Consider the following 17,510-nt stretch of genomic DNA (forward strand, 5'->3'; position numbering starts at 1 on the left):
GTCTGCAACCCCCTGCACACGCCGCGGCGCCGGTCAGAGGGTGGAAGCACATGCAGAGGAGGGCGCAATGAGCGGCTATGCAGACGATGCGCGCAACCCGGACCAGACCATGGGCACCGGCGACGCGACCAGGGGCTCGACGGGCGCCGAGGAGTACGCGGCGACGACCCGCGCCTCGGACGCGACCGCGGGTGTGACGCGAGACCCGTCGAGCGGTGTCACACCCGGTGAGACGCCGACGGCGATGACAGGCGCGACGACGGAGACCCACGAGTACAGCGGCACGACGGATCATGAGCTGATCCGCAGGTGGGCCGAAGATCGGCACGCGACACCGGCGACGGTCGGCGGCGAGGAGGGCGACGGCGTGACCGGCGAGCTCCGTCTGGACTTCGACTTCGGCAACGATCTCGAAGACCTGCGCGAGGTCACCTGGGACGAGTGGTTCAGGGCCTTCGACGAGCGCGGGGTGGAGTTCGTCTACCAGGACACCACGCGCGCGGACGGGTCACGCTCGAACGACTTCCACCTCGAGCAGCGCCGCGCCGTCTGAGCGGAACCGACATCCCGGCCCTGACTGACGCTGCGGTCCGGACATCGCAGGAATCTCGCCTTGCGGGGCCTGCGATACCTGGACCGCGCCCGTCGTCCGGGTCCGCTGGCGCGCTGCGCGGGTCGGTCGACGGATGCGGGGCCGGCAGGCTGGTGCGCAAGACTGAGGGCATGGGTTTCACGCGCGCCGAACTGCAGTCGTACCACGGGCGCAGCATCCCCGACATGATGCCCGAGCATCCGCGGCTCGTGTTCGCGGGGATCAACCCGGGCCTCTGGACCGCGGCGACCGGCGTGCCCTTCGCCTACCCCGGCAACCGCTTCTACCCGGCGCTGTTCGCGGCCGGCATCATTCCGCGGATGCCGCACATCGACGTCGACGGCATGGCCGAGGCCGATCGTCGGATGATCCTCGACGCGGGTATCGGGATCACGAGCGTCGTGCGCCGCGCGACCGCACGGGCCGACGAGCTCACCCGGGCGGAACTGCGCGAGGGTGCCGAGAGGCTGGCACGCGACGTTACCGGCTGGCGGGCCAGCGTCGTGGCGATCGCCGGGCTCACGGCGTACCGGCAGGGGTTCGAGCGCCCGCGCGCGGTCGCCGGCCGGCAGACGGAGCGCCTGGGCGATGCAGAACTCTGGGTGGTTCCCAACCCGAGCGGCCTGAACGCCCACGCCACCGTGGCCACGCTTGCCGCAGCCTATGCGGAACCCGCCCGCGCGGCCGGAGTCATCGCGTGAGCGCCGATATCGGTGGTGCCGGAACGCCCCCGACCGACCCGGATGCTCGCATCAGCGCCGACATCGAGGACGCGAGCACGGCGCCGGGCCCGCGGCCCGGCATCCGCCGTCGTGTGATCGCGGCCGTGCTGCTGATCGCGACCATCGGTGCCGGACTGCTCGTGCACGCTGCACTGCCGGATACGGCGGCGACCGACATCGCGGGCGACGCGCTGTACGCCGTCGCCGCGTACCTCGCCGTGGTGCTGGTCGCCCCGCGGCTGCCACCTCTGGTCGTGGGCGCGATCGCGGCGGCCTGGTGCACGGCGGTCGAGCTGTTCCAGCTCACCGGTCTGCCGCTCGCCTGGGGCGCGCAGTTCTCGCCCGTCATGCTCGTGCTCGGCACCGTGTTCGATGTGCGTGACCTCGTCGTGTATCTCGTGACGATCGCCCTGGTCACGGCGCTCGACGCCGGCATCCACGCAGCCCGGCACGCCCGCCGCTGAGTCTTCCCGCGCGCCTGACCCGGTCGCGAGCGCTTCGGGCGGTGAACGGGCGGATGCGGCGGCTCAGGGTGCGGCATCCGTCCCCGTGGGTGCCGCGCGGGCGCGTGCGACCACGATTCCGCGCTGTGACGTCGGGAACCGGTCGAGCATCGCGCGGAGTTCTGCCGCGTCGACATCGGCGCCGAACGCCTCGGCGCCCGGCTCGAGCATGATGCCGGCGGAGAGGGGGCCGGCGAGCACGGGGTCGAACCCCACGTCGTCCACGAGGCGCATGACCGCCGCGACGGCGGCCGGGTCGTCGCCGGCGATCCCGATCGCCTTTCGTCCCGTGGCTCCGGCCGGCCGCGCCTCGTCGTCGAGGTCGCGGTAGCCCATGTGGTTGAACGCCTTCACCACCTGCGCGTCCGGAAGGAAGCGCTGCACGGTCTCGCTGGTCGAGGTGCGCAGGTCTCCGAAGTCCGACCGGAGTCCGTCGACCTCCCACCAGTAGTTCATCGCATCGATGACGAGCGCGCCCCGCAGTGCGTCGACGGGGAGGGTGTGGTGCTGGGGGAGCGGCAACGCAAGGAGGACCGCATCGGCGTCGCGTGCGACGACGGATGCCGAGGCCGCCGTCGCGCCGGGAGCAGCGGCGGCGAGGGTGGCGGTGATCCGGGCGGGGTCCCCGGATCCGGCGACGAGCACCCGGTACCCGGCGGCGGTGGCGAGGCGCGCGAGCACCAGGCCCACCCGTCCCGCTCCGATGATGCCCAGGACGCGGATCGTGCGTTCTCCGCCGTCAGTGCTCACCGGCTCAGGCTAACGACAGGCGCGCGGTTGCGGCATCCATCATCGCGGCCGACCATGGAGAAATGGGGGATGCCGAGACAGACGACCCGACCGCGGTCGGGGCCGTCGAACCCCGGGGGGAGCCGGAGGCTCGGGCAGCCGAACCGGCGAACGCGGAGGTGCCGGCGGACGCGACGCCGACGCGCTCGCGCCGGCCGGTGCGCGTCTGGCTGCTGGCCGCGCTCGCCGCGGTGGTGGTCGCCGGCGGGCTCGCGGCGGTGTGGCTGCTGCTGCCACCCATGACCGAGGCATCCGCTCCTCCGGTGCCGTCGGCGACGACCGCGGCGACCGCCGATCCCACTCCGACGACGACCCCCACGCCGACGCCCACCGCCGCCCCGACGCCCGCCGGCTTCGCGGCGAACACCGCGGCGTACGACGTGACGACCCTGCCGCAGGTCAATGTGTTCGCCGTCGTCCCCGGGCTGCCCGTCGACGATGCCGCCTTCGCGGCCCCACTGCCCGCGCAGGCGACCGCCCACGGCATCGGCGCTCCGATCTGGGCCGATCCGACCGGGCAGCCGGTGGCGTACCTGCCTCACGAGTTCCCGTACGACGGCACTGCCGTGCCGGTCGTCGAAGAGCAGGAGCACTGGGTGAAGGTGCTGCTGACCGGGCGCCAGGCGGTGCCGTCGCAGGGCAACCCGGCGCAGGTCAGCGGGTGGCTGCGCAAGAGCGACGTGCAGCTCGCGCCGAGCGACACGAGCGTCGTGGTGAGCATCTCGGGCCGCACGATCGACATCGTCCGCGGTGGGGTGGCGGAGCGGGTCGCGACCGACTTCGCCTGGGGCACGGACCGCACGCCGACCCCGCTCGGTCGCGCGTTCATCATGACCACCCGGGTCGTGCCCGAATACGGGTACACGCGCGGGCACCCCATCGTTTACCTGTCGGTGCAGTCGCCGACCCTCGACGGCTTCGGCGGGGCGGATGTCGCGGTCACGGCGTTCCACTATCACGATGCCCGCTCGGGCCCGATCTCCAACGGGTGTCTGCGGGTCGACCCGGCGGCGATCACCAAGCTCGCGGAGCTGCCCCTCGGGACGCCGGTGATCGTCAATCCGTGAGCCGACCGCTCCCGGTCGCGGGCGGGATCAGACGAACGGTCGAGTGACGTCGATGATGCGGCGCAGGCACAGCTCGACCGCGGCGCCCGCGGCCAGCTCGGTGCGGCTTCCCGCCGCCGGGGTGCCCAGCGCGCTCTGATACTCGGCGAGGGCCTCGCTCGCGCCGCGGAACCGATCGGATGCCGCCGGGTCGCCGAGCGGAGTGGCGATGAGATCGGCGGATTGCCGGATCGCATGGGCGAGGCGGTCGCGCACGGCGTCGGTCAGCGCGACGTCGTCGGACGACTCCAGTTCGACCAGCAGGTCGATGAGCTCGCGGGTGAGGAACGCCGTGCGCTCGAGTGCGGCCATGCGGCGCGCGTTCTCTTCCCGCTCGTCCTGGTGGCGCCGGCGGCGGGGATTCGCGCGAGCGCTCTCGTCCGCTTCGTCGACCGCTTCGGTCACCGCCGACCGCGTGAGGCCGAGATCGTCCAGCGCCGCACGGAAGCGGTCGGGATCCAGTCGGTCGTCGGCCACGGCATCCGCCGCGTCCCGCAGCAGCGTCGTGACGGTGTCGCGCAGCGCCGACAGCCGCTCGCTCGCGCGGCGGAGATACAGGGGCGGCACGACGATGAGGTTCACGGCGATCCCCACCACCACACCGAACGCCGTCGTGCCGAGGTACGAGATCGAGAAGCCTTCGGGGTCGCCGCCGGCCGCCAGCAGGACGAAGAGCGCTGCAAGAGCCACCCAGTCGGCGCCGGCTCCGAGCAGCCGCCACCCGCCGAGCAGCACGCCGACGCCGATCACGACGCCCAGCACCACACCGCTGGGCACGCCGAGCCGGAGAGCTGCGATGCCGCACAGGCTGAGCGCGATGCCCAGTGCGAGTCCGGCCAGCACCTGAACGCCCACCTGTGCGGAGCGTGCGATCGTCGGGTGCATCGTGACGAGTGCGCCGAGGGGTGCGTAGTACGAGTACTGATCCTCGGTGAACGGGATGAGCGGCGCCAGATACCACGCGAGCACCGCCGCGAGAGACGTCTTGATCGCGAGCAGCAGGCGCGGCTGATCGGCGAGTCGCGCGGTGTAAGAGACGGCGCGGCGCAGCGGCCGGGTGTGCTCGGCGATGGCAGCCTCCTGAGGTGGGTCGCAGGCAAACGTACCCGCTGCCGCAAACTGCGTACCGGACTTGCGCCGACCGGCGCCTGCCGGTAGCCGGTGGAGTGCGTCGCCGCCCGGCTCCACCCCCTCGCACCGTGGGATGCTGGAGGCATCCCGTTCCGCACTCGAAGGATCCTCATGCAGCAGCGCGCACTCGGCCGCACCGGACGCTCCGTCTCGGCCATCGGCCTCGGCACCTGGCAGCTCGGCGCCGACTGGGGCGCGGTGTCGGAGGAGGACGCGACCGCGGTGCTCGCGGCATCCGCCGACAACGGCGTCACCCTCTTCGACACGGCCGATGTCTACGGCGACGGACGGAGCGAGTCGATCATCGGCCGGTTCCTCGCCGCACGGCCGGATCACGGCATCACCGTCGCCACCAAGATGGGTCGGCGCCTGGCGCAGGAGCCCGAGAACTACACGCCCGAGAACTTCCGCGCGTGGACGGATCGCTCGCGCCGCAACCTCGGCGTCGACACGCTCGATCTCGTGCAGCTGCACTGCCCGCCCACCGCGGTGATCGAAGCCGACGCGACCTACGACGCCCTCGACGAGCTCGTCGAGAGCGGTGCGATCGCCGCCTACGGTGTGTCGGTCGAGACGGTCGCACAGGCGCTCGCCGCGATCTCGCGACCGAACGTCACCAACGTCCAGATCATCTTCAACCCGTTCCGGCTCAAGCCGCTGGATGAGGTGCTGCCGGCGGCAGAGGGAGCGGGCGTGGCGATCTTCGCCCGCGTGCCGCTCGCGTCGGGCCTGCTGTCGGGCAAGTACACGGCGCAGACGACGTTCGCCGCCGACGACCACCGCACGTACAACCGCCACGGCGCGGCGTTCGACCGCGGCGAGACGTTCTCGGGCGTCGACTTCGAGACCGGTGTCGCCGCGGCGGCCGAGCTCGCCGCCGCCCTGCCCGACGGAGTTTCGCTGCCGGCGGCGACCCTCGCGTGGATCGCTGCGCAGCCGGGCGTGACGAGCGTCATCCCCGGCGCGCGCAACGTGCGCCAGGCGTCATCGAACGCGGATGCCGCAGCCCTCCTCGACGGTCCGCAGCAGCAGAACGGCTTCGACCTCGCCGCATTCGACCGCGTGATCCGCGACGTGTACGACCGCGACCTGCGGGAAGCCATCCACCCGCTCTGGTGAGCTCCGGGCGTTTCGTCTCGCTTTGCTCGCTCAACGACCGCCTGAGTTCCGGTCGTTGAGCGAGCGAGGAACGAGCGAGACGAAACGCCTCGAGTGTCCGCGAGGCGCCCGGCGCGTTTCGTCTCGCTTCGCTCGCTCCACGGCCGGCGCATCCGGCCTGCTCCGCGCGTCAGGTGCGCTTCATCTCCCGGCCGTGCACGATCAGCGCGTAGATCACGATGATGTCGAGCAGGATCATGATGAGGGACCACAGGGGCTGAACGCCGAGCAGTCCCATCTGGCTGATCGCGTTGATCGACACGAGCACGACGCCGACCATGCGCGCCCAGGTGGCGCCCCGCAGCACGAAGACGCCGACCAGGACGATGGCGGCGCCGATGATCAGGTGCCACCAGCCCCAGCCCGCCGCGTCGAGCAGGATCACCGCTTCATCCGTGAGGAACAGGTACTCGTTCGAAGGCAGCAGGATCGCCGTCAACCCCAGGAGGGCATCGAACGCGCCCGCGATGATCATGACGATCCCGCCGAACATCACCCATCCGGTCCAGTTCTGCTCGTCCACAGCGGCCATGGCGTTCTCCGTTCCCGAAGGCCCGCGCGACTGTGTGCGGGCGGTTGCTCGAATGGTAGATCCGAACCGCCCCGCCGCACAGGATGACGGATGCCTCGGCCCTCGCGTGTCGCGTGGGCCGAGGCATCCGTTCCGGTCGTTGAGCGAGCGAGGAACGAGCGAGACGAAACGCCCTGGGCGTGCGAGGGGCGCCTGCGGCGTTTCGTCTCGCTTCGCTCGCTCAACGACCGAGCCGGTTACGGCAGCGGGTAGTCCACCACGAACTGTGGGGTGCCCGTGTTCGTGTTGTCCGCCTGCCCGCCGATGCCGTTGACGACGTGCTGGACCGTGCCCGCCGACAGGTTCACCGTCATGATGTGGTGCAGCTGCACGCCCGGCGTCTCGGGCACCTCGAACCCGTTCGCCGTCAGGATCGACGGGTTGTTCTGGTTGAACACGTAGACGCCGGCGCCGTCGAGACGGTGCGTGGTGACGTCGTCCGCGACCTTGTACCCGGGGTAGCCGAGCGTGCCGTTCGGCTGCGTCCAGTCGGCCTGCGTCGGCGGGTCGTACGGCAGCTCGTTCTGGTACAGCACGACGCGGCCGTTCTCGCCGTTCCAGAGCGTGTTGTACGTCTGGAAGTGCTCGACGAACAGCCCGGTCGCGGTGACGTCGTCGCCGTTGACGATGACGCCGACCGTGCCGGTGTTGGTCGCCCAGCGCTGGTTGTCGCCGTTGACGCCGTCGTTCGGGTCGAAGCCCTCGACTCCGTGGTCGCCGCGCCACACCCACGTGTGGTCGATGAGCACGTCGTCGGCGTTCACCTCGAGCGCAGTCGTCGTCTTGCCGATGTGCGGCCCGCCGACGCGGAAGTACACGTCGCTGAGCGTGATCGGGTTGGCCGGGTCGAGCACCTTGTCGCTGTCGGCCGCGCCGACGCGCAGCAGCACGGGCGAGAGCTCGGTGCCGGCGTCGATGGTGACGCCCGCGACGACGATGCCGTCGGCATCTTTCACCTCGAGCGGAACCGCGCCGCCCACGGCCGTGAGCGTCGCGTGGCCGAGGCCGAGCACCACCGTGTTCTCGCGCTTGACCTTGATCGTCTGGTCGACGTCGTACACACCGGGCGTGAGGATCAGGTGCTGACCGCGCGCGAGCGCGTTGTTGATGTCCTGCACCGAGTCGTCCGGCGTCGCGATGAAGAACTCCGTGATCGGGATGCTGCGGCCCGCGGTCTCGCCGTCGGCCCAGGTGATTCCGCGCGAGTCCTGCTGCGCCGCGGGCACGCGCACGTTGTAGCGGCCCTCGTCGTCGACGTACAGGTAGGGCTTCTCACGGCTGAGCGGGGTCTCGTCGAGGGTCGTGTACGGCGGGTCGGGGAAGGTCGCGTCATCGGGTGCCCCGACGACTCCCGAGAACACCTGGTTCCAGACGGCGTTCGTCCAGTTGCCGACGACGCTGTTGCGGGTGAGCCACTGCTGCTGCGAGCCGTTGATCACGGTGGGCATCCGCGAGTCGGCGATGAATCCGCCGCTCGCGTACTGCGGGCCGGCGGTGCAGTAGTCCATCAGCGACAGGTTGCCGCCCGAGACGTCGAGGCGGCGCATCGAGACCGCCTGCGACACGGCCCAGAAGTTGGTGCCGGTGCGGCAGCCGCGGTCGGCGGCCTGGATGTCGATCGACAGATTCGAGATCGTGCGCCAGAAGTTGACGAGCGCGAGGCAGTTGCCTGTGCCGCCGTCGGCGAGGCAGCGGTTGTAGACCTCCACCGCGCCGTGGACGGTGACGTCCTCGGGCGAGGCGCCCAGGCCCGAGATCTCGGTGTAGTAGCCGACCTTCACCTGCAGGGGGTCGGCGGCCGAGCCGTACTCGCCGGGCAGGAAGTACACCGCCTGGCGCTCTGCGCTCATCTCGGCATCGACCTGCTGTGCGTGCAAGGCGTCGAGTTCGGCACGGATGTCGGCGACCGGGGTGTCGGGGGAGTAGATCGTGACGTTGGGGCCGAAGTCCGGGTCGAACGGGTCGACCGCGCGTGGTGGCGCCGCGGTCGCAGGTGCGGCCAGCAGGGCGCTCGCGATGAGCGCGGTGCCGGTGGCCACCGCGGCGATGCGCACGATTCGCGCGGTTCGCCCGGTGCGCGCGATCGGCGCCGTGGAGCGGGGAACGGGTGCGGGCATGAGAAGTCCTCTCCGTTGAGGGATGACCGCGGCGGATGCCGCTTACTTACCGGACTGTAACCAAACGTGAGAGCGGTCTCAACCACCAGTTTCGGGAGAGCGGTTGCTGTGTGTCAGAAGTCGAGGCGCATGACGAGACGCCGCTTGGTCGGGTGCGACACCTCGCGGAAGCCGGCCGCGAGGAACGGGCCGAGGGGTCCCACGTTGAGCTCGTCCCAGGTGACGTTGCCGCCTCCGGTCAGCAGCGGGTAGCCCTCGACGGCCGACGCGCCGCGGGAACGGGCGTGCTCGGCCGCCGCCGCGACCAGCGGATACGTGAGACCCTCGCGCCGATGACCTTTGCGCACGATCAGGCACGCGATGGCCCAGACGGTCTCGTCGTCGGGGTCTTCGTCACGTCCCTGCCAGGGCACGGGTGACCCGCGCAGGCGTCCGTACACGCCGCGCCGGTCGACCGCACACCATGCGACGGGCTCGTCGTCCTGGTAGCCCACGATGCCGATCGTCTCGGTGGCACGCGGGTCGTCGCAGTGGGTCTCCGCACGGAGGATCGCGGCGCGTTCCGATTCGGGCATGTACCACCAGTCGTGGTCTCCCAGGCGCTGGCGCTGACATTGACAGCGTCCCGCGACGCCCGTGAGGATCGCCTGCAGGTCATCCCAGGACGCCTCGTTCGCGGGTATGAAACGCAGTCCGCTCATGTCGGCACAGTAGCGCCGCGCGCCGACAGCCCGGGAGTAGGGTGTCGCTTGTGTCCCTCCCCCCTCGCGTGGCCGTGGTCATTCCGTGCCGGAATGACGCGGAGTATCTCGATGCGTGCCTGTCCGCCCTTGCCGTGCAGACGCACCCGGCGGACGTCGTGATCGTCGTCGACAACGCCAGCACGGATGCCTCCGCCGCCGTCGCCCGCGCGCACGAGGCGGTCGTCGTGCACGAGTCGTCGATCGGCATCTGGCCGGCGGCGGCGCGCGGGTACGACGAGGCGCTGGAGCGGGCCGACATCATCGGGCGGCTCGACGCCGACTCGCGGCCGCATCCCGACTGGATCGCGAAGCTGGTGCGCGCGTTCGTCTCCGATCCGACGCTCGGGGTGCTGACCGGCGGCGCGGAGTTCTACGGCGGCACGCCGCTGCAGAACTACCTGGGCGAGCACTGGTACATCGGCGGCGGGCATTACTGGATCAAGAAGTGGCTCGGCATCCCGCTCGTCTTCGGGTCGAACTTCGCGATGCGCGCGCGGGTATGGGAGCGGGTGCGCGAGCAGGTCGACCGCGACAACGCCCGCATCCATGACGACCTCGACCTGACCATCCGCCTGCGACCTTCCGACGGCGTCCGCTATGACCCGCAGCTGCGCATGCCGGTGTCGGCGCGTCCGGTGCAGACGGTCTCGGGCCTGTCGCGTCGGGTCTTCAAGGTCGCGTCGACCTTCGCCGTCAGCTGGCCGGAGGGTGCGGCATGGCGTCGCGCACAGCCTTCGGCGACCGGTGCCGCACCGGCTGCCGAGTGGATCCGCGACGGCGACGATTGGGCGCCAGGCTACGGTCGCTGACCCTTCCCGTCCGCGGCATCCACGCGCTGATCCGGGAGCGCCCGACGCAGAGTTGTCAACCCCCACTTCTCGCCGTCGGGTGCGGACGTAGCGTCAGGCGTGGGAGGGGTCTTCGGCGTTCACGGACACATCGCGTGCGCGTCGAGCACGCGGCGTCGGCGACCTCGGGGGAGGGAAATCCGATGTCATACGTTGGCATGAATTCACCACGGCGGGCTCGTAGAGTGCGCGCGGCGCATGCGATACGCGAGGACTGTCGCGGTCCGAGTGTGAGATCTATCGCGCAGGGCGGTGGGGCACTCGCGATAGCTGCGGCGCTGGTGTTCTCGGGGATGTCTGTCGCGTCCGCCGACGAGGGCGCCGAAGGCGCCGGGGTCACTTCGGCGCAGGTCGCGGCGGGGGAGTCGTCCGGTCCACCCGAGGGTGCTCCGGGCGGAGCTGCGCCGCCGGCCGGTCCGCCTGCGGCGCCGCCGGCTGCGGAACCCGCTGAGCCACCCACTGCCGAGAGCGGGCCGCCTGCCGACGTGGGCGCCGCGCCTCCGGCAGAAGAGACGGGGGGATCGGTCGAGACGGCGGGGCCGCCCGCCGATGTGACCGAAGCGGTGCCCGGCGGCGACCAGCCGGCCGGGCCGCAAGTGGTGGTCGAAGACACGGCCGCGGACAAGTCGCAGAAGGCGCCGGTCGCAGTCCAGGCTGACAACGACCAGGTGTGCGAGGGCCTCAGCACAGGCAAGCAAGACGTTGACGGCAATCAGACCTCGATCACGATCACCGCACCGGAAGGCCAGCTGATCGACAGGTACTGCGTGAAAGCCGGTTCTGCTGAGCAGGGCGAAGGGCCGCTATACGTGGAGGTAGTACCTCCGGCCGCGTCGGTGACGATCACCTACCCGGGAGGCAAGGACATCTCGCACTACTCCGTGTCGTACGTCGCGAAGCCTCCTGTGACCCCGCCCCCGCCTCCGCCGCCTCCGCCGGGTCCGCCGCCTGCGGGTCCGCCGCCTGCCGGTCCGCCGCCGGCTGGACCGCCCGCGGCCGCACCGCCTGTGGCCCCGCCCGTGGCCCCGGCACAGGCTCCGGTGACGGCAGACGCTCCGGTGACGCAGCCGCTCGCCGCAACCGGCGCGACGATCACATGGGTGCGCCTGGTCGCTGCCGCTGCGACGCTGCTGCTGGCGGCCGGCGTCATGCTGATCGTGCATGCACGCCGAGCAGCGGTCGAGCGGATCTGAGTGAAGACCGTTCGGGCGTCACCGCAGGCGGCGCCCGAACGGACACCCACCGGTCGTGAGAACGGCGACCCCGGGGCGGAGCATCCGATGCTTCGCACCGGGGTCGTTCTCCGCGAGGTGGGCAGAAGCGATCGCCGTGTGATGGTCAGGCCAGAGGTGGGCCGGCCGCGGTGTACACGGCGGCCGCGAGCACGAGAACGTTCACTCCGACCGTGCCCCAGAACGCGCGCCGGAACGACCGCTTGCGGGTCTTGTGACGGAACAGCTGCTGCGCGACCAAGGCTCCCGGCCATCCGCCGACGAGTCCGAGCAGGAGCAGCGTCTGTTCCGAGATGCGTGTGGCCCCGCGTCGGGCGGCGGACTTGTCGATGCCGTAGGCCGCGAACGTGACGAGGCTCGCGGCGCCATAGAGAACCGGCACCCACCATGCCAGGCCGAGCACGAGGTACGCGACGGCGAATCCGATGGCGAAGACGAGCAGCGTGGTCCAGCTCAGTGCCGGCGGCAGCGGCTTCGAGAGGTCTCGACCCGGCCGGTCGGGTGTCGCGAGGGTTGGCCGGGGGTGCGCGTTCGACATGCGCTCGATCCTAGGGGGAGGGGGCGGCGTACCGTGTGAGCATGCATGAGCTCACGGAAGAGGCGCTGGTGGCGGCATCCGTCGATGTCGTGTGGCACGAGTTCACAGTCGCCGACCGGCTCGCGGAGTGGTTCTGGCCGTCGCGCTTCGAGACCGCCGCTGTCGTCGAGTTGCGCGAGCTAGGCCGTTGGGAGGTGCGGTCGCTCGCCGCCGACCTCACCGTGGAGGCGACCGTGCTCACCTTCGAGGCGCCGCGCGCGCTGCGGCTCGCGTGGCGGTGGGAGGGCGAGGAGCACCCGACCGACGTCGAGATCGAGCTGCAATCGGCAGCGGATGCCGCGACCCGCGTGATCGTGCGTCAGTCGGGTTTCGCGAGTGCCGAGGAGCGGGATCTGCACGTGGACGGCTGGTCGACCTGCCTGCAGCGCCTGGTGGACCGGCATGGTGGGGCTCCGGGGGAGCATCTGTGACGCATTCCGAAGTCTGCGAGTGCCGGCCCGATGGCGGCGTCGGGCTGACGGCTGTCGTGTGTCGCGACTTCGTAAGCGATAACAAGGACGACTCTTAGTATCAGTTATTGACGTATCTGATGATAAAGTCGCGATGTGACTGCAGATGTTCGGCCACGAGAAGGCGAGACGCCGATCGAGGTTCCCGCCGTGCAGTGGCAACGCCACGACTGGCGGCCGCGCGCACCCGAGATCTTTTCCAGGGCCCAAGTCGCGCGTCAAACGGGGGTCTACGAGTCGGCCGTCCCGGGATCGCTCGCGTCGTGGTCTCCCCGGGTGGGAACGGAGGACGCCGCGGACTTCGAGGACGCAACCCTGGCCATCCACGAGTTCGATCGGTACGCACTGGGCCGACTGGGGTCGAGCGATCCGGCATTCGCCCCGATGTCGGCGATCCTGCTGCGAACCGAGAGCGCCTCGAGCAGTCAGATCGAACAGCTCACGACATCCGCGAAGCAGTTGGCGCTCGCCGAGATCGACGAAGGCGACAAAGCGAACGCGCTGACGGTCGTCGGCAACGTCCGCTCGATGGAAGCCGCGCTGCGCCTGGCCGACAGGCTCGATGAGGCCAGCGTGCTCACGATGCATCGCGAGTTGATGTCGACGCAGGTCGGCATGGAACACGAGGCCGGACGGTTCCGGCGTGAACTGGTCTGGATCGGAGGGCGAGACAACGCCGGCCCGATCGGCGCCGACTTCATCGCCCCTCAGCACGACCTCGTGCCGTCAGCCATGCGCGATGTTCTCGCATTCGCGCAGCGCGTCGACGTGCCGATTCTCGCCCAGATCGCCGTGGCACACGCGCAATTCGAGACCATTCACCCGTTCGTGGACGGCAATGGCCGGACGGGGCGAGCACTGGCGCAGGCGATGCTCCGTGCGAAAGGACTGTCGGTGCACACCGCCATCCCGATCTCGGCCGGCCTGCTCGCGGACCTCTCCGGATACTTCCGCGCCCTCACCGCTTTTCGCAACGGAGACTCCGGCCCCATCATCCGGCGATTCGCCGATGCATCCCGTTTCGCCGCCGTCACCGGCCGCGTGCTCGTCGACGGACTGGTCGACCAGGTGGAGTCGTCTCGCGAAAAGCTCGCGGGCGTGCGTGCCGATTCCACGGCGTGGAAAGTGCTCCCGCGACTCGTCGGCCAGCCGATCGTGAACACGAAATACCTGGTGTCGGCCTTGGGGCTCAGTCGGCTCGCGGCCCTGCGTGCGGTAGACGCCCTGGTCGACCGAGGTGTGATGAGCGAGCGCACGGGGCGTGCGCGCAACCGCATCTGGCAGCACGACGGCATCCTGGGCGTGCTCGACGACTACGCCGCGACGATTCGACGCAGCCTGCACCACTGACCTGGCCGGGGCGAGGTCAGCGGGGTCAGCCCGTGCGTGTCGCCGGCCGGCGGTAGCGTCGGTGGGGTGATCATCGAGTTCGACAGCGATGTGTTCCGCTGGGCGGCGCGGGAGGACTCCTCCTGGTTCTTCACCGCCGTTCCGCCCGAGCTGAGCGAGGAGATCCGCGAGATCCCGCGGCCGTACCGCGGATTCGGCTCGGTGCGCGTGCGAGCGCGGGTCGGTGGCAGCGAGTGGACGACATCGATCTTCCCGTCGTCGGACTCGGGCTCGTACGTGCTGCCGCTGAAGAAGGCGGTGCGGGATGCCGCGCAGCTCGTCGACGGTGGCCCGGTGACCGTGCGCCTCGAGGTGCTGGACGGCTGAGTCCGGCAGAGGCGCGCACACCCGCAAGGTGCCAGCGTCTCCCGTGATACTGCCAGTCCCATTGGTCCGGTAAGTTGGCCCCGGGGAGAATCATTCTGCTGGGGAGCATGATGTCGGACGGGTCTCAGGGGAGACCACTGCCGGGCTGGTACACGGACGCGTCGCGCGCCGACCACCTGCGGTGGTGGGACGGCGCTGCCTGGACCGACGACTTCCGTCCGGCGATGACGGATGCCGCAGCCGCCGCCGAGCCGGTGGTCGAGGCTTCGTTCGCCCCGGTACCGACCAGGCGGGTGCGGCGCGGGGTTTTCCCGGCTCCCACCACGGGAACGGAGCCCCCGCCTGCGGACGCCGCGCCTGCGGAGCCTCCACCGGTGGGGCCTCCACCGGTGGGGTCGGATTCGAGCCCGTCGACCCGTCGCAGTACGCGGTCGCGCCCGACGGCGGCGGAGGAGCCGAGCATCACGCTCGAGGCAGATGGGCCGCAGACCGTTACGGCGGCGGAGCCTGTCGCGTCGATCGACGCCTCGCGGGCTGAAGGGGTCCCGCACGCTGCGCACGTGTGGCCGGCGCCTTCGTCCCTGGCGGACGCGGCCGCACCGGGCGACTCGGCAGCTGTCACTCCTGACGCCGCGGTGTCGGTATCCGGATCCTCTGCGGCTGACGTCCCCGTGCCGGACGCCGCCTCTTCGACACCCCGGACCCGGCCGGGTCTGCCCCGGCGGGCGAGCACCGACTCCTTCCCCGACCAGATCGTGCAGCGCCGGCCGCCGCCGTCTGTGGATCGGCCGGCGACGCCGATCGTGTACCAGCCGGTCGCGAGTTCATCCATCGGGGCGATGCGGCCGCCGCCGCCCGAGGCTCGTCCGCGCAACGTGCCGGCAATCGCGTCGATCGTGCTGCTGGCCCTGGCTGCGATCGGCGGGCTTGCAGTGGTGATCAGGCTGGCGGGCTGGAATCAGACGATTGCCGGACTGGTCAGTCTGGTGAGCATCGCGTTCGCTGCCGGCGCGTTCTTCCTCGCGATCGGCGGGCTGATCGTCGCTGGCCAGCGCCGCACCGGTCGGGCGATGTCGGCCGTAGCGCTTGTGGTGTCCGTCGTACTTGTCGCCTGGCTCGCGTTCGTCGCTACTGAACAGGCGCTCGCCATTCTCAGATGATGAAAAGAGGAAGCTTCCGCTGGGCTCCGCGGGGTGGTGGCTACAGCTCGTCAACCGACCGCACGGTGATGTCGTCGTGGCTGATGTCGCATGCTTGGGCGAGCTCCTTTCGGACGGCGTCGGGAGCTCGCGTGTAAATCGTCACGCCAGGCATGCGCGCGAGCACGGTGCACACCTGGACAGGCTCCACGCCCGGATAGTCAACGGAAGCACGCCGTCCTTGATAGCCGGGGAAAGCCACCATGCGCAGCGGGATGTCCCCGTACGCATTACCACCGTTGGTGACGATCACGCGGTAGTCGACGATGGCTTCGTCGGGGTTGCCTGAGCGCCAAAGGAACCCGAGGTGGTCGGGCTGTGCGAGTTTGAGAAAGAGATCGACCGACTTCTCGCCTTCGGCCCACTGTGTTCCCGCGAGCACCGCCACGGGCGGCTGTCTGCGCCAGGTGGAGTCATCGAGCCCCGGAGCGGTGGGTGCGATCGCGGCCGCGATCACCAGCGCAGTAGTGACGGCCACAGCGGAACCTATTGTTGCGACGGAACGAACTCGGACTCGACTGAGCAGGCCGACCACGACGGCCGCTGCGATGGTGAACATCACCGCGCAGAGGAAGTACATCAGTTTGGTCGGGTAATACCCACTGAGCGCGTCGGCATCCCCGACGGTGAAGACGAGCACAACCGACATCGCCACGGCCGCGCCGGCCACGACGCTGACCGATGACGGCAACACCCACGACGGCAGCAGTCGCCGGCCGAAGATTGCTCCCGCGACCGCAGTTACTGAGGCGAGCACAAGCCCTAGCCACATCGATGGCAACCCATGTCCTTCGATGGTCAGCGCGTTGCCGGCGCTGGAGGTTCTGTTGAGGTAGTTGGATCCGAAGATCAGCAGGAACTGCGAAACAGCAGCGCACACGACGACGAGCCGGAAGCCGCGAAGGTGACGCACTTCCCGACGAACGCGCCATGCGATCGTCAGCGCCGCGACACCAGGAAGCGCGGCGAGAGGCTCCCAGCTCAACCAGAGGACACTCATGACAACGGCGAGAACGACGATCGTCGCGAAGGGGCGGCGGCGCGACTCGCTCAGCGCCAGCCATGTCAGCAGAGCCACGGGGATCGCAACGTTGGCGTTGACGTAGCCCCACTCCATTGCCAACCCGCCCATGAGCGCAGTCAAGGGCAGCATGGATCCCGCCGCCGCGACCACCACGGTCGTGGTGCGGGATGTCGACGGAACCAGTCCCGACATCACGCCGCCGGCGATGATGCACCACATCGCGAGTTGAAGTGCCCATGCCAGAACGAGCGCGTAGACCTCGCTGCCGATAGTTTCCCCGGACAACTCGATTGCTCCGAACGGAGACGCCGTCAGGGTGAGAATCGCATAGGGGATCCTCGCCAATCCGGGCTCGGGCTGCGCCAGGCTTCGTCCCACAGCTTCGAGCTGCAGCAAACCGTCGCCGTTCAGCACCCACCCGATGCGCGCCGCCCCCGGCAGGATCTGCGAGATTGCCACGACCGCAACCCACAGAATCCCGCCGGCGGATGCTGAAACCCACGTGCGTGCGATGTCTCGCGACCACCCCACCCGGCGGCGCCGCGCGATCAAGAGAGCGAGCCCCGAGACAAACAGAAGCAGAACGACACCACCGTGCATCACCGCCAGCGGAGCGTCTAAGAGCGCTGCCAGCGGCCGCGGTGCGGTCAACGACAGTAGTGTGCCCGCTGTTGCGCCCGCGACCGCCAACCGGTGTGGCACCCACGTGCCGAGCACGAACGACCACACCACGATCGTCGCTACTAGCGCGACCGTCATCCCCAGAGCCCCAGCGATCATCGGCGCAACTGTAATCGACGAACAACGCGCAAACTGACCGTGGCGAACCCGAGCATCCCAGGCCTTACCAAGTCGTGAGGGTCGGTTGTTCCTTGAGCAATTCTTGAGCGAACGCTATATGCGCGCGCATTGACACCGAGTTTGTCAGGTCGCACGCTCGTACTTGGGAGGGGATTCACGCCTGCGCGTGTGTCTCGAACCCAGCTCTGATAGAAGCTGGGCATTCATTACT

Annotated in this window: 18 protein-coding genes; 11 read left to right on the forward strand and 7 right to left on the reverse strand. The window is 69.9% G+C overall.

Annotated elements, in window-relative coordinates:
• Window positions 1–67: 67 nt before the first annotated feature.
• The 3 genes from ABG085_RS07590 to ABG085_RS07600 all read left to right on the forward strand — a co-directional run bounded on the left by ABG085_RS07590 (window position 68) and on the right by ABG085_RS07600 (window position 1,778).
• Entirely contained in the window at window positions 68–553 is a 486-nt protein-coding gene (locus tag ABG085_RS07590; RefSeq protein WP_347978788.1) for a hypothetical protein, read from the forward strand.
• 170 nt (window positions 554–723) lie between these two features.
• Window positions 724–1,293 (forward strand): mismatch-specific DNA-glycosylase, encoded by a 570-nt coding sequence (locus tag ABG085_RS07595; RefSeq protein WP_347978789.1) that lies wholly within the window; start codon window positions 724–726, stop codon window positions 1,291–1,293.
• Window positions 1,290–1,778, forward strand: a complete 489-nt coding sequence (locus ABG085_RS07600) for a DUF2809 domain-containing protein (RefSeq protein WP_347978790.1) — start codon at window positions 1,290–1,292, stop codon at window positions 1,776–1,778. Before ABG085_RS07595 ends, ABG085_RS07600 begins: the two co-directional genes overlap by 4 nt.
• Window positions 1,779–1,841: 63 nt before the next feature.
• Here ABG085_RS07600 and ABG085_RS07605 read toward each other — a convergent pair whose 3' ends face one another.
• Complete coding sequence (locus tag ABG085_RS07605) at window positions 1,842–2,567, reverse strand: NAD(P)-binding domain-containing protein (RefSeq protein ID WP_347978791.1); 726 nt, start codon at window positions 2,565–2,567, stop codon at window positions 1,842–1,844.
• Window positions 2,568–2,629: 62 nt separating this feature from the next.
• Between ABG085_RS07605 and ABG085_RS07610 the strand changes: the two genes are divergently transcribed.
• A complete protein-coding gene (locus ABG085_RS07610) occupies window positions 2,630–3,673 on the forward strand; it encodes a L,D-transpeptidase (RefSeq protein WP_347978792.1) in 1,044 nt (347 codons plus the stop codon).
• Between the two features lie 27 nt (window positions 3,674–3,700).
• Here the strand turns inward: ABG085_RS07610 and ABG085_RS07615 are convergent, their stop codons facing one another.
• The gene (locus ABG085_RS07615) at window positions 3,701–4,900 is read right to left on the reverse strand and encodes an FUSC family protein (protein ID WP_347978793.1); all 1,200 of its coding nucleotides are present in this window, start codon (window positions 4,898–4,900) and stop codon (window positions 3,701–3,703) included.
• A 54-nt stretch (window positions 4,901–4,954) separates the two neighbouring features.
• Between ABG085_RS07615 and ABG085_RS07620 the strand changes: the two genes are divergently transcribed.
• A complete protein-coding gene (locus ABG085_RS07620) occupies window positions 4,955–5,962 on the forward strand; it encodes an aldo/keto reductase (protein ID WP_347978794.1) in 1,008 nt (335 codons plus the stop codon).
• Window positions 5,963–6,131: 169 nt separating this feature from the next.
• Here the strand turns inward: ABG085_RS07620 and ABG085_RS07625 are convergent, their stop codons facing one another.
• The 3 genes from ABG085_RS07625 to ABG085_RS07635 form a co-directional block, all read right to left on the reverse strand.
• Window positions 6,132–6,533, reverse strand: coding sequence for a hypothetical protein (locus ABG085_RS07625; protein ID WP_347978795.1), 402 nt, complete (start codon window positions 6,531–6,533; stop codon window positions 6,132–6,134).
• Window positions 6,534–6,769: 236 nt separating this feature from the next.
• Window positions 6,770–8,689 carry a glycosyl hydrolase family 28-related protein gene (locus ABG085_RS07630; protein ID WP_347978796.1) on the reverse strand — a complete coding sequence of 640 codons (1,920 nt, stop codon included), beginning with the start codon at window positions 8,687–8,689 and terminating at the stop codon, window positions 6,770–6,772.
• Window positions 8,690–8,802: 113 nt separating this feature from the next.
• Window positions 8,803–9,390 carry a GNAT family N-acetyltransferase gene (locus ABG085_RS07635; protein ID WP_347978797.1) on the reverse strand — a complete coding sequence of 196 codons (588 nt, stop codon included), beginning with the start codon at window positions 9,388–9,390 and terminating at the stop codon, window positions 8,803–8,805.
• Window positions 9,391–9,440: 50 nt separating this feature from the next.
• On the opposite strand from ABG085_RS07635, the gene ABG085_RS07640 reads away from it, so the two are divergent.
• Window positions 9,441–10,241 (forward strand): glycosyltransferase family A protein, encoded by an 801-nt coding sequence (locus ABG085_RS07640; protein WP_347978798.1) that lies wholly within the window; start codon window positions 9,441–9,443, stop codon window positions 10,239–10,241.
• A 332-nt stretch (window positions 10,242–10,573) separates the two neighbouring features.
• Entirely contained in the window at window positions 10,574–11,473 is a 900-nt protein-coding gene (locus ABG085_RS07645) for a hypothetical protein (protein WP_347978799.1), read from the forward strand.
• A 145-nt stretch (window positions 11,474–11,618) separates the two neighbouring features.
• Here the strand turns inward: ABG085_RS07645 and ABG085_RS07650 are convergent, their stop codons facing one another.
• Window positions 11,619–12,050 carry a DUF1294 domain-containing protein gene (locus ABG085_RS07650; protein ID WP_347978800.1) on the reverse strand — a complete coding sequence of 144 codons (432 nt, stop codon included), beginning with the start codon at window positions 12,048–12,050 and terminating at the stop codon, window positions 11,619–11,621.
• A 41-nt stretch (window positions 12,051–12,091) separates the two neighbouring features.
• Between ABG085_RS07650 and ABG085_RS07655 the strand changes: the two genes are divergently transcribed.
• The 4 genes from ABG085_RS07655 (at window position 12,092) to ABG085_RS07670 (ending at window position 15,435) form a co-directional block, all read left to right on the forward strand.
• Window positions 12,092–12,520: an SRPBCC domain-containing protein gene (locus ABG085_RS07655; RefSeq protein ID WP_347978801.1), complete on the forward strand. Its 429-nt coding sequence runs from the start codon at window positions 12,092–12,094 to the stop codon at window positions 12,518–12,520.
• A gap of 315 nt (window positions 12,521–12,835) precedes the next feature.
• Window positions 12,836–13,909 carry a Fic family protein gene (locus tag ABG085_RS07660; protein WP_347978802.1) on the forward strand — a complete coding sequence of 358 codons (1,074 nt, stop codon included), beginning with the start codon at window positions 12,836–12,838 and terminating at the stop codon, window positions 13,907–13,909.
• A 66-nt stretch (window positions 13,910–13,975) separates the two neighbouring features.
• Window positions 13,976–14,275, forward strand: a complete 300-nt coding sequence (locus ABG085_RS07665) for a DUF1905 domain-containing protein (RefSeq protein WP_347978803.1) — start codon at window positions 13,976–13,978, stop codon at window positions 14,273–14,275.
• A 671-nt stretch (window positions 14,276–14,946) separates the two neighbouring features.
• Window positions 14,947–15,435 (forward strand): hypothetical protein, encoded by a 489-nt coding sequence (locus tag ABG085_RS07670; RefSeq protein WP_347978804.1) that lies wholly within the window; start codon window positions 14,947–14,949, stop codon window positions 15,433–15,435.
• Window positions 15,436–15,475: 40 nt separating this feature from the next.
• Here ABG085_RS07670 and ABG085_RS07675 read toward each other — a convergent pair whose 3' ends face one another.
• Entirely contained in the window at window positions 15,476–17,278 is a 1,803-nt protein-coding gene (locus ABG085_RS07675; RefSeq protein WP_347978805.1) for a hypothetical protein, read from the reverse strand.
• Window positions 17,279–17,510: the final 232 nt, after the last annotated feature.

Origin of the sequence: Microbacterium sp. ProA8, from assembly GCF_039905635.1 — a bacterium.
Lineage (GTDB): Bacteria > Actinomycetota > Actinomycetes > Actinomycetales > Microbacteriaceae > Microbacterium > Microbacterium chionoecetis.